This is a genomic window from Planococcus ruber, assembly GCF_022819085.1.
Classification (GTDB): domain Bacteria; phylum Bacillota; class Bacilli; order Bacillales_A; family Planococcaceae; genus Planococcus; species Planococcus ruber.
This window is the reverse complement of record NZ_JALHAG010000011.1, coordinates 238348-251161: the sequence shown is the minus strand read 5'-3', so window position 1 is coordinate 251161 and position 12814 is coordinate 238348. Positions and strand designations below refer to the sequence as shown.

At 46.4% G+C, this 12814-nt stretch carries 8 protein-coding genes; 7 read left to right on the top strand and 1 reads right to left on the bottom strand.

Annotation, left to right across the window (positions count from 1 at the left end):
* The 6 genes from MTR82_RS13980 to MTR82_RS13955 all read left to right on the top strand — a co-directional run bounded on the left by MTR82_RS13980 (window position 1) and on the right by MTR82_RS13955 (window position 6274).
* On the top strand, window positions 1–222 hold the full coding sequence (locus tag MTR82_RS13980; protein ID WP_052653567.1) for a hypothetical protein: 222 nt from the start codon (window positions 1–3) through the stop codon (window positions 220–222).
* A 166-nt stretch (window positions 223–388) separates the two neighbouring features.
* The gene (locus MTR82_RS13975) at window positions 389–895 is read left to right on the top strand and encodes an RrF2 family transcriptional regulator (protein ID WP_246809531.1); all 507 of its coding nucleotides are present in this window, start codon (window positions 389–391) and stop codon (window positions 893–895) included.
* A complete protein-coding gene (locus MTR82_RS13970) occupies window positions 892–3729 on the top strand; it encodes a YhgE/Pip domain-containing protein (protein ID WP_246809530.1) in 2838 nt (945 codons plus the stop codon). The genes MTR82_RS13975 and MTR82_RS13970 overlap by 4 nt, the downstream gene beginning before the upstream one ends.
* Window positions 3730–3843: 114 nt before the next feature.
* Complete coding sequence (locus MTR82_RS13965) at window positions 3844–4344, top strand: TspO/MBR family protein (RefSeq protein ID WP_246809529.1); 501 nt, start codon at window positions 3844–3846, stop codon at window positions 4342–4344.
* Window positions 4345–4471: 127 nt separating this feature from the next.
* Window positions 4472–5086, top strand: coding sequence for a PH domain-containing protein (locus MTR82_RS13960; RefSeq protein WP_052653555.1), 615 nt, complete (start codon window positions 4472–4474; stop codon window positions 5084–5086).
* A 213-nt stretch (window positions 5087–5299) separates the two neighbouring features.
* Complete coding sequence (locus MTR82_RS13955; RefSeq protein WP_246809528.1) at window positions 5300–6274, top strand: proline dehydrogenase family protein; 975 nt, start codon at window positions 5300–5302, stop codon at window positions 6272–6274.
* A gap of 37 nt (window positions 6275–6311) precedes the next feature.
* On the opposite strand, the gene MTR82_RS13950 is transcribed toward MTR82_RS13955, so the two are convergent.
* On the bottom strand, window positions 6312–7568 hold the full coding sequence (locus tag MTR82_RS13950) for an MFS transporter (protein WP_246809527.1): 1257 nt from the start codon (window positions 7566–7568) through the stop codon (window positions 6312–6314).
* A gap of 816 nt (window positions 7569–8384) precedes the next feature.
* On the opposite strand from MTR82_RS13950, the gene MTR82_RS13945 reads away from it, so the two are divergent.
* Window positions 8385–12707: a S8 family peptidase gene (locus MTR82_RS13945; protein ID WP_246809656.1), complete on the top strand. Its 4323-nt coding sequence runs from the start codon at window positions 8385–8387 to the stop codon at window positions 12705–12707.
* Window positions 12708–12814: the final 107 nt, after the last annotated feature.

The window sequence follows — 12814 nt, the reverse complement described above, 5'->3', positions numbered from 1 at the left end:
ATGAAACATGAAATTTCGCTTATTGATTATGTGGAACAGGGAAGTTCAATTTATATTCAATTAACGGTTTTCGATGGGAATCTTCAGCAAAGGTTCCAAAATGAAGTGCGTTTTTTGGATGAGCTGTTGTACGGGGAGCTTGTCCATCCAAAGGATTCGCCGCTAACGGAAAGCTGCCGGCTTGAAGTGATCGGCTATTTAAAAAAATATTTTAACCGCTGAAATTAGAGATGCCCCTTGCTTCGACTGCCATTGAAGCAAGGGGCATTTTTTTATTGGCTAAAGGGAGAATCTAGGCCTTGCAATCCGAATGAAAAAGTGGTTTACTACTTTATGGACATAATATATCCATAATGGATAATAGAAGTAGAAGTAGAGGAGTGGAATCATGCAGCTAACCAAAAAAGTGGAACAGGCGATTTGCATCATCGTGCTGCTCGCCACACAAGAAAGCAGCGCGCCATTAGCTTCGGATGAAATCAGCAAACGATTGGGCGTATCGCCTTCATATATGAAAAAAATCACGAGAAAGCTGGTTGTGCAAGGAATTGCCATGTCCGTTTCAGGGAACAACGGCGGCGTTTCCCTCGCTAAGTCAGTTGACGACATCAGTATGCTGGATGTCATTGAAGCAATGGAAGGCCCGATCCGGATGTACCCGGACACCGGCTTGATCGGGCTGGCATTTCATGACGGGAAATATGCGGAACGCGGCCAAAATATTTTGCGGAATGTATTTGCACAAGGCGACAATCTGCTGATTGAATATTTTTCGAAAGTGTCAGCAGGAGATTTATTGAAAGAAGGATTTGGAGTGGAAAATTTACCGACTTTAAACTGGAATAGAGAATCTCTCAGTGATGTACTACCATGGGAATCAGGTGATGACAAGTGAATACAGTGAAAATGGAGTGGAAGAAACTTCTTTCTAAACCATTATTGATCGGCACGATGTTTGTCTTGATGTTCATCCCTATCATATATGGAGGATTTTTCCTCGGAGCTTCATGGGATCCTTACGGCAAAACAGACCGTTTGCCGGTAGCTGTCGTCAATCAGGACCAGCCGGCAGAATACGAAGGAACACAGCTGGCAGTCGGAGATGAACTAGTCGACAATTTAAAAGAAAACGAGGATCTGGAATGGCATTTTACCGATGCCAAAGAAGCGGAAAAAGGGATGGAGGAAGGAAAATACTTCATGGTTTTGACGATCCCGGAAGATTTTTCATTTAATGCTTCCACAGTGATGGGCGTTCAGCCGAAAACGATGAACCTTCAATACGAGACCAACCCCGGACGCGGATTTTTCATTGAAGCGGTTAGCAAGCAAGCGACAGCGGATATTCGGGAACAAATTTCAGAAAGTGTCACGAAAGAATATGTAAAAGCTGTCTTTGACCAGATCCAGACCATTGGAGATGGCATGGACGAAGCGGCGGATGGCGCAGGGCAGCTGACGGACGGCGCTGCAGAAATCCATAAAGGAAATGCAACACTCAGTGAAAAACTGGGGGAACTGGCAACGGGTACGTTAACCTTCAAGCAAGGCGCTGAAAAATTGGAAGTGGGCGCTGGCCAATTTGCAGCAGGAGCCGCACAATTGGACGAAGGTGCCGGCCAGCTTCGAACTGGAATATTTGCGTACACGGATGGAGTCGGCCAATTGCAGAGCGGTATAGCGGGATTGGCTGACGGTGCTTCCCAGCTGACAGCGGGCGGTTCAGAACTTGTCGAAGGATCAGCCGCTTTAGCGGATGGCCTTGGAAACTTGCTTCCAGGCGCACAGCAATTGAACAGCGGATTGGCAGATGCCGAAAACGGCAGCGGCCAGCTGAATGCAGGGCTTCAAGAACTGCAATCCAAAACAGCAGCATTGGCGGGGCCGGATTCGGGAATCCAAAAATTAGCAAATGGCCAGCAAGCATTGAATGACGGCCTCAATGAGTTGGCATCGGGAAGTTCTGCCTTGGAACAAGGGCTTACGGCGCTTCAACAAGGATTGCCGAGCCAAGATCAAATCACTAGCCTTCAACAAGGTCTTTCAAGCATTCAGGAGAATGCCGAAAAATTAGCGGCTGTGGCATCTGCGGGGGATGCGAACAGTGCGGCTTCGCTGCAAGCCAATTTGGCGGCAGCCCAGCAGGCCTTGGAGGAATTGAAGGTCTCTTCATCCAATGCAGCAGAAGCGGTAAAAAGCACCTCTGCTTATGGTGCCTTGACGCCCGAGCAGCAAAGTGAATTGATCGGGGCAATCGAACAAAGCGCTGCCACGCAGTCAGCCAATCAACAAGCGTCTATCGACAAGTTGGCTGGGAACTTGGCAGCAGTCAATTCAGATTTGAACAATGGCATTTTACCGGCTTTCCAGTCGCTTGGATCATTGCCTGAACAAGCAGCGGGCTTATCCGGTGCCATCGCACAAGTGAACTCGGGTGCAAGCGCCGCTTTGGGTGGATATGAAACCATTCGGCAAGCGTTGAACGGCAAACTGATCCCGGGTGCTGGATCGCTGACAACAGGCATCAATGAAGCTGCGGCGGGAAGTGGACAATTGCTTTCAGGCGTCAACGAAGCGGCAAGCACTTTGCCGCAGCTGGCTGGAGCAGTGGACAGTCTGGCAAAAGGAAGTGAATCGCTGAGTCAAGGCGTTTCTGCATTGTCCGCCGGTTCTAACGGCTTGGTGGAAGGTGCAGGCGCATTGAAAGAAGGTTCAGCGCAGCTTCAGCAAGGGACCGCTGCTTATACAGAAGGCGTCGCTAAAGTAGCAGATGGAACAAACGAACTTAAACAAGGCGCCGATGAACTGGCAGGAAATTCGGCAACTCTTCAATCGGGAGCGGACGATTTGGCTTCTGGGATTTCTTCATTGAACGACGGTGCACCGGCACTCATCAATGGCGTCAATGAACTGGCCAGCGGAGCTGCAGGCATTGGCGACGGCGCGGAAGCGCTGAAGAGCGGCGCTGGAGAACTAGGCGACGGAGCTGCCAAGCTGGAAACAGGTTCAACGGAACTTGCCGACCGTTTGGCGGAAGGAGCACAAGAAATCAACGGCACTGATTTGTCGGATGCCAACTATGAAATGATTGCGGCACCGGCAACCGCTACCGAAAGCAAAAAGAGCGAAGTGCCGAACTACGGCCATGCGATGGCTCCGTACATTTTGTCATTAGGCCTTTACGTAGGGGCTTTGTCTTTCAATTTAGTATTTCCGATCAACGGACGTCCAAGCCATCCTACTTCGGGAGCTGCTTGGTGGCTCAGCAAGTTTTTGCTTGGCTTTGTCCAAGCAACGGCCGCAGCCTTGATTGTGGATGCCATCATGATTTTCGGCTTCCATCTGCAAGTGGACCATGTGGGAGAATTTATCGCCATTTCGATTGTTACCTCATTGGCCTATATGTTCTTGATCATGTTCTTGAGCATTGCTCTTGGAAATCCTGGGCGTTTTATCGCTATGATCATTCTGGTCCTTCAGCTTGGTGCAAGCGGCGGTACGTTCCCAATTGAATTAACCAATTCATTTTTCCAAAATGTGCATGATTTCGTTCCGATGAGCTATGCGCTTCTCGGTTTCCGAGAGTCGATGTCCTCGGCTTACGGAAGTGGAACGTTCATCTTGAGCGTATCCGTTCTTGCCGCTTACGTCGTGGTTTTCAATCTCCTCTTGTGGGCAATTTTAAGCGTGAGAAACCACAAAATGGCGAAACTGGCTGCTTCAAATTAAACTAAACCATCTCCTTATCCGCTGCTGAAGCGGACACGGGAGATGGTTTTTTTGTTTATGGCCTTTTCTTAAAGGAAAAAGTAGTAAAGAAAAGATTCGTAAGGAGGAGAAATAATGGAAGTGTTGAAAGCAGACGGCCAATTCAACGGCAAAAAATTAGCGTTAAGTGTACTGGTTCCGGTGGTTGGCGGCTCAATTATCGGGGCTCTTGCCAATCGCAATACGCAAGAAAAATACAAACGGTTGAAAAAACCATCTTTTTCGCCGCCGCCATGGGTTTTTCCGACAGTTTGGACTACGCTTTATACAACTATGGGACTAGCGAAGTACCGGGTAGATGAAAAATCGGATAGCCAAGAAGAGCGCAGAAATACATTGGCTCCTTATGACATTCAATTAGGGCTCAATTTCCTCTGGTCATTCCTGTTCTTTAAATGGGGAATGCGCGGCACCGCTTTAATTGAAATGACGGCTTTGCTTGGCGTTCTGACCTTGACCACTTACGAATTTTTCGGTGTGGACAAACTGGCTGGATCGCTCATGATCCCGTATATTGCCTGGGTGGCCTTTGCGCTGGGATTGAATTATTCAGTTTGGAAGTTAAATAAAGAATGAAAACGGATAGCCAATCGACTAAAGATTGGCTATCTATTTATTAAACTGACAAAATTTTGGTGTAGGCATGAATCATATTTGATAGAATAAGGGGGAATGATATTCATCTTGAAAAGGGGAACTGGCGATGTTCAAAAAAATGGCTTCAGAAGCTCTAGGTTTATCCGATATCGGAAAAATCATTGACCCACAAGACTACGATAAAACGGATGCAGACGATTATGTCATGCACGAAGACCAGGAAAAAATCTATTTCTTGATCAAGACAAAAGCGGACGAATATTGCTTTACCAATTTGGCGCTGATCCATGTGGACGGCGAAAGTGCCATGTCTTCAAAACGCACGTTAAAAAGATTCCCGTATTCCCAAAACTCGATTTCAGATGTAGTAATGGAAACAGCCGGAAAAATCGATTTGGATATTGAAATTAAATTTAAATTAGGGCAGATCGCTTACAGCATCGATGTCCAAAAAGATCAAATTGAGCGTCTGAAAGATTTGTATAAATCCCTCCTGCGCATTGCTGAAATTACGCATGAAAATGAGATCATTACAGCGATGGCAAACGAAAGCCTGAATAAAGCGGTAACTGTGCTTCAAAATTCGCGCCCGAATGATGTGGCAATGGACGTCCAATATTCCAAGCTGACGGATTTCGGCTTCACGTGGATGACTTCTGTCCGAAACCAATATCACATTAAAGATTTTGGCGATGTTTTTGAAAAGTATATCAATAACTGATCGAAACTCCTCGGAAGCTTCTAGCTTCGAGGAGTTTTTTAGATGAAAGCTCATACAATTTTGAGAGTTTTAGCAACCATTTTTAATTCCAACTAAAATAATGGTGCGGGTTCAGAAAAAAAGGATTACAATATAGATGCTTGAATCTAAGGGAGAAGGCCCTTTTCTTTTAGGTAAACAGGCTTTTGGTGAATTGTATCAGGAGGGAAGAAAATGTTAAAAGATGTGTTTATCGGATTGTCGCAAAATCAATTTTTGACAGCTGCAGCAAAGAAATACGGCCTTAAATTAGGCGCTCAAACAGTGGTAGCCGGGACAAATATTGAAGAGACAATCGCAAGTATCCGTGAATTGAATGCTCAAGGAATCAGCTGTACAGTTGATAATCTTGGAGAATTCGTTTTTGAAAAAGAAGAAGCATTAAAAGCGAAGAACAGTATTTTGGAAGTCATTGAAAGCATTCATGCGAACGGGGTAGACGCACATATTTCCTTAAAGCCTACTCAGATCGGTTTAGATATCGACTATGATTTCTGCTATGAGAACTTAAAAGAAATCGTGGATGCGGCAAACAAATACGATATGCATATCAACATCGACATGGAGGATTATGGACATGTCCAGCCTTCATACGATTTAATCGATGAATTATTAAAAGAATATGATAACGTGGGAACCGTTATCCAATCTTATTTCTATAGAGCAGAAGATGACATAAAAGAACGGAAAGACCTTCGTTTGCGAATTGTAAAAGGCGCTTATAAAGAACCGGCAGAGTATGCTTACCAGACGCGCGAAGAAATCGATGCGAATTTCATCGCGTTGATCGAATACCATCTATTGCACGGCAAATTCACTTCGATTGCAACGCATGACCACCATATCATCAATCACGTCATCCAATTTGTCGAAGAAAACGAGATTCCGTTGGAGAAATTCGAATTCCAAATGCTTTACGGTTTCCGGAAAGACATGCAATTGGATTTGGCGAATAAAGGCTATAATTTCTGTACGTATGTGCCTTTTGGCGACGACTGGTACGGCTATTTCATGCGCAGACTGGCTGAACGCCCGCAAAACTTGAATCTTGTGGCAAAACAAGTATTTAATAAGCGGACAAATACAGCGATCGGCCTTGTAGCAGGAGCATTCTTGCTTGGCCGCCTCACTTCGAAAAAGAAAAAATAAACATCAAAGGAGGGCTCCTCGACGGAGCCCTCCTTTTTTATTCGTCTGCGAGTTTGCGTTTTCCAAAGATGAAGTAATAGTAGATGGACGAAACGATGTAAAGTCCTGCAGTGATAGTGAACGCATAGGCATAGCCCCAGTATGATCCGAAAGCGACCACGAGCCCGGCAGCAATTGGACCCATCGTGGCCCATCCAACATTGAAGACCACTTGGTTGAGCGAGTTCGCCAAGCCTTTGTACTTATCGTGCACCACTTCCATGGCAATCGCACTTTGGATCGGGTTGCCGGCATTCATCAATGCCTGCCTCAAAAGAAAACCGATGGCCGCAAGAAACAGGGAAGTCGTATAAGCGGTTAAAATCAAAAACGGTATAGACAGCACCTGGAAGATGATCAAGGCTTTGACTTTGCCGACTTTTTGGACCAGCATGGGGCCGATCAGCATCGCAACAGCCGTCATCGCAGAGCCCAGCGACAAAATAAGGCCGATGTACGTATTGGATGCATCGAATCGGTTGGAAAAATAAAGATTCAAATAGGGGACAACAAGTCCGGAGCCAAGCCCGATCAGGAGACTCGCGAACGAAAAGTGGAAAATGATGATCAAATTCTTTTTGAGATTGATGTCAGTTGCAGGGACAAGCGGGTCACTGCTCTCTTTTTCTTGTATTTCAGCGGAACGGCTTTTTAAAGAAAGCAAAGGGATTAGGCCGCAGCTGTAAATGAAGGCCCCGGTAAGCAATGACCAGCGGATGGCCGTGACCGCCTCCATATCCAGGATCGTCTGAAATACATCCGAAACCACTCCGCCGAGCAGGCTGCCGACGACATTGGCGACCGTCATCAAGGCAAAATAGATGCTGAACATCTGCACGCGCTCCGAAGCTTTTGAATTCTCCGCTAAAAAAGGCACCCCAGAGACTTGGACAAACGCCATAAACAGGCCGGTTAGAAAAGCGGCTGTGACAAGAGGTGTTTCTGTAACCGTAAAGCTGCGGTAAAAAAGAGTCATGGCACCAAAAACCGCCCCTAAAATGATGATCCATTTGCGCCCGGACCGGTCGCTCAAAAACCCTGCCGGAATCAGCATGAGAGCAGAGGCTGTGGCTGTCATGGAAATCACTTTGCCATTGACGGTTTCGGGCATGCCGAGTTCTTTAATATAGAGGTTATACATCACCATAAAAACGCCTAACCCGATTTGGATCAGCACATTTGCCAGCATGAAAAATTTAATATTTCGGTTATAGGAGGAGAAATTCAACTTCCAATTGTCAATCCAAGCCTTCATATCCGTCCACTCATTTCGTCTTTTTAATATTTCGCCTCTCTAAATATAAAGTTTTCAAAAGCCGAAAGCAAACAGTAAAATTAGAAATCAGAGCATTCGTACGCAATAAGTCCTCGTCTGCTGTATAGGCATTAAAACTCATGGCCATAATAACGTTAGAGGAGAAAGGCGGTATCTTAAAAATAAGCTAAGAAAAAGCCCGGCTGGTTAAAACAACAAAAAGAATTAAAGATCTTGCAAATTTTTTAAGATGAAAATTATAGAAGTATTTCTTTACAGCAGAATTACAAAGATGACAAATAGATTAAAATGAGTATTTTGTATTCCATGATGTTGAGGTTTTTATTAGTTATTTGAGATTCAAATAAAAGTGGTTTTCTGGAATAATTTTCAATTAGGTGCATCGGTTCATTTTAAAAAAATGAGGCGCTATAAAAAAGAGAGAGTGGAAGTCTGTGATTCATGCGAATCCTTTGTTTTATATGAAATAAGGCTATTTTCTATATTTGTTATTAAAGATTTTAGTTCTTTTTGCACATCTAAGATATTTAGGTATAGTTTATCAATTCAAAAAATTCAATAATATTACATATTTTTTTCTTGTATAGTGTTAACAACAACTTAGACAGAAGCAATGACACCATGACGCTGGGCACCAAAATTATTTGGGGAAGGGGGACGGGTGTATTTTTTTGCCTTTTGATATCGCTCTAAAGGCAAACCAGGGAATAAAATGTTGTGAATTTGGAGGGAGGAACAATAGTGGGCAAGAAAAAAGGTTCTATCAAAGCTTTTAGTTTAGCAGCTTCATTACTTATGGCGTTTTCACTTGTGGCACCAGGTGCTGCAAGCGCGGAAACGGCAAGCAAATTGCACCGATCGGTAAATGATTCCAACATAATTGCGAAAGAAAAATTGAGCAGCAGACTTTTGACGAATTTTAAAGACGAAGAAAAAGTCACATTCCTGATCAAGTTCAAAGAAAAGGCAGAAACTGAAGAAGTGGCTGATTCGTTTAAAAAAACTTCAGAACAAGCGGCTCTTTCTTCTTCGAAGTCAAAGCTCGCCCAGCGCTCTGCCGTAGTCTCCGAGTTAAAGGCAACGGCTCTTGAAGAACAGCAGAATGTAAAAGAGTACCTGGAAAAAGAAGTGGCGAAAGGGAATGCAGAAGATCTCAATTCGTATTTTATCGTCAATGGCATGGCAGTAACAGCGACAAAAGAAGTAGCCGAGAAAGTAGCGGCTTTTGCGGAAGTCGAAAAAGTATTGCCGAATGAAACCCGTCAATTGTTTACGACAAAAACTCCGAATGCCGAAGCGCCTAAATCAAATGTGGCAAATATTGAATGGAGTGTCGAACGCGTGAAAGCCCCGGAAACGTGGGATCTTGGAATCGATGGTTCCGGAACGGTCGTTGCGAGCATTGATACAGGCGTTCAATGGGACCATCCGGCATTAAAAGAAAAGTATCGTGGGTACAATGCGGCTACCGGCGAAGTGAACCATGACTATAACTGGTTTGATGCGACGGCTGGCCAAAATGCCCCTTATGACGATCAAGGGCACGGGACGCACGTAACCGGAACGATGGTCGGAAGTGAACCGGATGGCTCGAACCAAATCGGTGTCGCACCGGGCGCAAAATGGATTGCGGTTCGTGCATTTACCGCTTCTGGAGGGACAGATGCGGATTTGCTGGAAGCAGCGGAATGGATTTTAGCGCCGACAGACTCAGAAGGCAATACCCGTGTAGACCTAGCGCCGGATGTTGTCAATAACTCATGGGGCGGCGGGCCTGGCTTGGATGAATGGTACCGCGATGTCGTCATCAACTGGCGCGCGGCTGAAATTTTCCCGGAATTCTCTGCCGGCAATACCACTTTATTTAACCCGGGCGGCCCTGCCTCTGTTGCGGCGCCTGCAAATTATCCCGAATCATTTGCGACAGGCGCAACCGATATTAACAATAAAGTAGCTGATTTCTCGCTAAGAGGGCCATCTCCTTATGATGAAATCAAACCGGATGTTTCTGCACCGGGCGTCAATATCCGCTCTTCTGTACCAGGCGGCGTTTATGAAGGCGGCTGGAACGGCACCTCAATGGCAGGACCGGCAGTGGCAGCGACAGCAGCCTTGCTGCGGCAAGTGGATGCCGGTTTGGCCGTTGATGAAATGGAGCAGATTTTATTGGATACGGCGACACCGCTGACAGACAGCACCTATCCTGAATCGCCAAACCATGGGTATGGCTACGGGCTGGTTGATGCCTATGAAGCAGTCAGCTCAATTTTGGACGGCATCGGCAAATTGGAAGGCCAAGTTTCAAAGCAAGGCGATGACCTGGAAGCTCCTACTTTTGAGCACGCAGCGCCAGCAGAAACTTATGAAGGAATGGAGTTGCCGTTAACGGTTTCAGTACAAGACAATATCAGCATTTCTTCTGTAAAGCTGAATTATTTGGATGAAAATGGCGACTGGCAGCAGCTGGATGCCGCTCGCACAGCCGGTGATTTCAAATCAGGCGAATTTAGAGTGATTGTTCCTGGATCAGCGGTTTCAGGCGAATCATTCGTTTACAAATGGACCATCAATGATTTTGGCAATAACGAAATTTCTTCTGAAGAATACACAGTCGAAGTAAAACCGGGAATCACAGTCGGGTATTTTGAAGATTTTGAAGGCGCAGCGGCAGGCTGGACTTCATTTGGTGAAATGAACAGCTGGGAACATGGGGTTCCGACTTCAGGTCCTGGAAACGCAGCATCAGGCGAGAAAGTTTATGCAACGAACTTGGACGGTGCTTATGATTCCAATATGAATGCAACGCTTGTATTGCCGCCGGTCGATCTGCCGGAAGGGCAAGCATACTTGCAATTTAAGCATTGGCACAGTTTCGAACAATCGTCTTCAGGAACAGCATGGGATTATGGCCATGTATTCGTCTCTGCCGATCAGCAGGAATGGACGCAATTGCAGACATTCCAAGGTGAGACCGGCGAGTGGACGGATGCAGAAATCGATTTGGGCGACTATAGCGGACAGCGAATCTATTTGGCATTCAATGCCTATTCAGATGGCAGTGTCGTTAAAGACGGCTGGTATATCGATGACGTAGCGTTGGCGGACGTTTCAGAAACTGGAAAAGTTTCGAAAGGAAAAAATGCGAAAGGAAATTCAGCAACTAAAGGAAATGGCAAAGCAAATGAAAAAGCAGCGGCAAATAGAGGAATTGGATTGGGGCTTGTGAAAGAGAAGGATAAAGAATCGGTGAAAAATCCGATTGATCCTGCGAAAATCCATCCAAGTGTTCCGGCTAAAGAACAATTGCCGACGGTAGAAGTTCCAGTGAATCCGACTTTATTGCCGCTTGGCGCGCAAGTGAGAGTATTGGAGTCCGGGCGCTCAGTTTACTCGAACCCAGCGGATGGCACATATTCGTTGACGCATAGCCCTGGCGAGTTCACTGTGAAAGCGGAAGCCTACGGTTATCAATCGGAAGAAAAATCGGTGACGATTGAAGCGGATGCAACTACGCAAGCGAACTTCACGCTGGAAGAAGTTGCGCAAAATACGGTCAGCGGGACCATCACTGATGAAGCGACCGGCGAAGGGATTGAAGGTGCGACTGTCCTTCTTGTGGAAGATGCCAATATCTCTCCTGTGGAAACTGCGGAAGACGGCAGTTATTCATTGAACGCTTATGAAGGCGAATATACGTTGAAAGTGGTATCAAGAGGCTATTACAGCAAAGAAGTTCCTGTAACGATCGGTGCGGAAGCTGTGGAAGTCAGCTTGGCGCTTGAGCCGTTCTATACGTATCCGGGCGGAGAAATCGGCTACGATGACGGCAGCGCAGAAAATGCACGGGCGTATAATGCAGCAGGAAATGCATGGGCAGTGAAAATGTCGCTTCCTGAAGGCAAGGAATCCGGCATAGTCACAGACGGCGTGTTCCGCTTCTGGGATACGGAATGGCCAAGCCCGGGCGGTACGGAATTTGCTGTAGAAGTGTGGGATGCCTCGGGTGCAGAAGGGACGCCGGGCAAAATGCTGGCTGGCCCGATTGAGGGAGAAGCCTTGCGAAATGGCGAGTGGACAGTCGTCGATTTGGCGCAACACAATATTATCGTTGAAGGCGACTTCTATATGGTCTACCGCCAGACAGTGGCGAACCCGAATTCTCCTGGACTGGCGACAGATGAAACCGGTGAAAATGCGAAGAGAAGTTATCAGCATGTCTCTGGCGCTTGGTCACAGGTTCCTGCAGAGGAAGGAAATTACATGATCCGTGCACGCGTCAGCTATGAAGTGAATGCACCGATCATCACCTCTCCTAAAGACGGGCAGGTTACAAATGAAGCAAACGCGACGGTCGAAGGGAAAGCATCGCCGACAACAGTCATTGAATTGGAAAACAATGGAGAAGAGGCTGGGACTGTAGAAACTGCCGCTGACGGAACGTTCGAATTGCCGATTGAACTGGAAGAAGGCAGCAACGAACTGGTCGCTGTCTCCACATTAAATGGACAAGAAACGGGCAAATCTTCTTCCGTGACGGTTGTGCTGGATACCGAAGCACCAGATCTTGCCATTACGAATCCGGTAGACGGTGAAAAAACAAACCGTGAAACGGTGACTGTGGAAGGGACGATTGCCGATGAACACTTGGAATCGGTAACCGTCAACGGACAAGCGGCATCCATTGGCGATGGCACATTCTCCAAACGCATTTTGCTGGATAACGGCAAAAATGTCATTGAAGTCAAAGCGGTCGATGCGGCTGGAAATGAGGTCTCGGAGACGGTGACGATCACGGCTCAATTTACGGCTCCTGCCATTGAGAACTTGACGCCTTCAGAAGACGTTCACTTGACGACTGGCAGAAGCGTGAAAATCGAATTCGATTCCGCTCCAGGCTTAAAAGCGAGCTTCAGCATCCATATGCCATTGACCAACGTGTCAAATGCAACGGAACTGCCGATGATGGAGCAAGGCGATGGGCATTATGTGGGCTATTGGACCGTTCCTTATGGCACCACGGCCAACGGCGCCATGATTGAAGCGAAAGTGGTCGACAGCTTTAAAAACGAAACGAGAAAAGCGGCTGCCGGCAAACTGTACATCAACATTGAAGAATAACTGGAAACCGGAAGGGATTCACATCCCTTTCGGTTTTTATATGGAGAAAGAGCGGGAAGGTGATAAGATGGGATTTAGTTAGTAGCTGCGAAAGGGAGTTGGAGTTT

Bases quoted from the DNA above. Each gene is read 5' to 3' on its own strand.
- MTR82_RS13975 (WP_246809531.1), top strand. From the start codon at position 389: ATGCAGCTAACCAAAAAAGTGGAACAGGCGATTTGCATCATCGTGCTG.
- MTR82_RS13960 (WP_052653555.1), top strand. From the start codon at position 4,472: ATGTTCAAAAAAATGGCTTCAGAAGCTCTAGGTTTATCCGATATCGGA.
- MTR82_RS13950 (WP_246809527.1), bottom strand. From the start codon at position 7,568: ATGAAGGCTTGGATTGACAATTGGAAGTTGAATTTCTCCTCCTATAAC.
- MTR82_RS13945 (WP_246809656.1), top strand. From the start codon at position 8,385: ATGGCGTTTTCACTTGTGGCACCAGGTGCTGCAAGCGCGGAAACGGCA.
- MTR82_RS13980 (WP_052653567.1), top strand. From the start codon at position 1: ATGAAACATGAAATTTCGCTTATTGATTATGTGGAACAGGGAAGTTCA.
- MTR82_RS13965 (WP_246809529.1), top strand. From the start codon at position 3,844: ATGGAAGTGTTGAAAGCAGACGGCCAATTCAACGGCAAAAAATTAGCG.
- MTR82_RS13955 (WP_246809528.1), top strand. From the start codon at position 5,300: ATGTTAAAAGATGTGTTTATCGGATTGTCGCAAAATCAATTTTTGACA.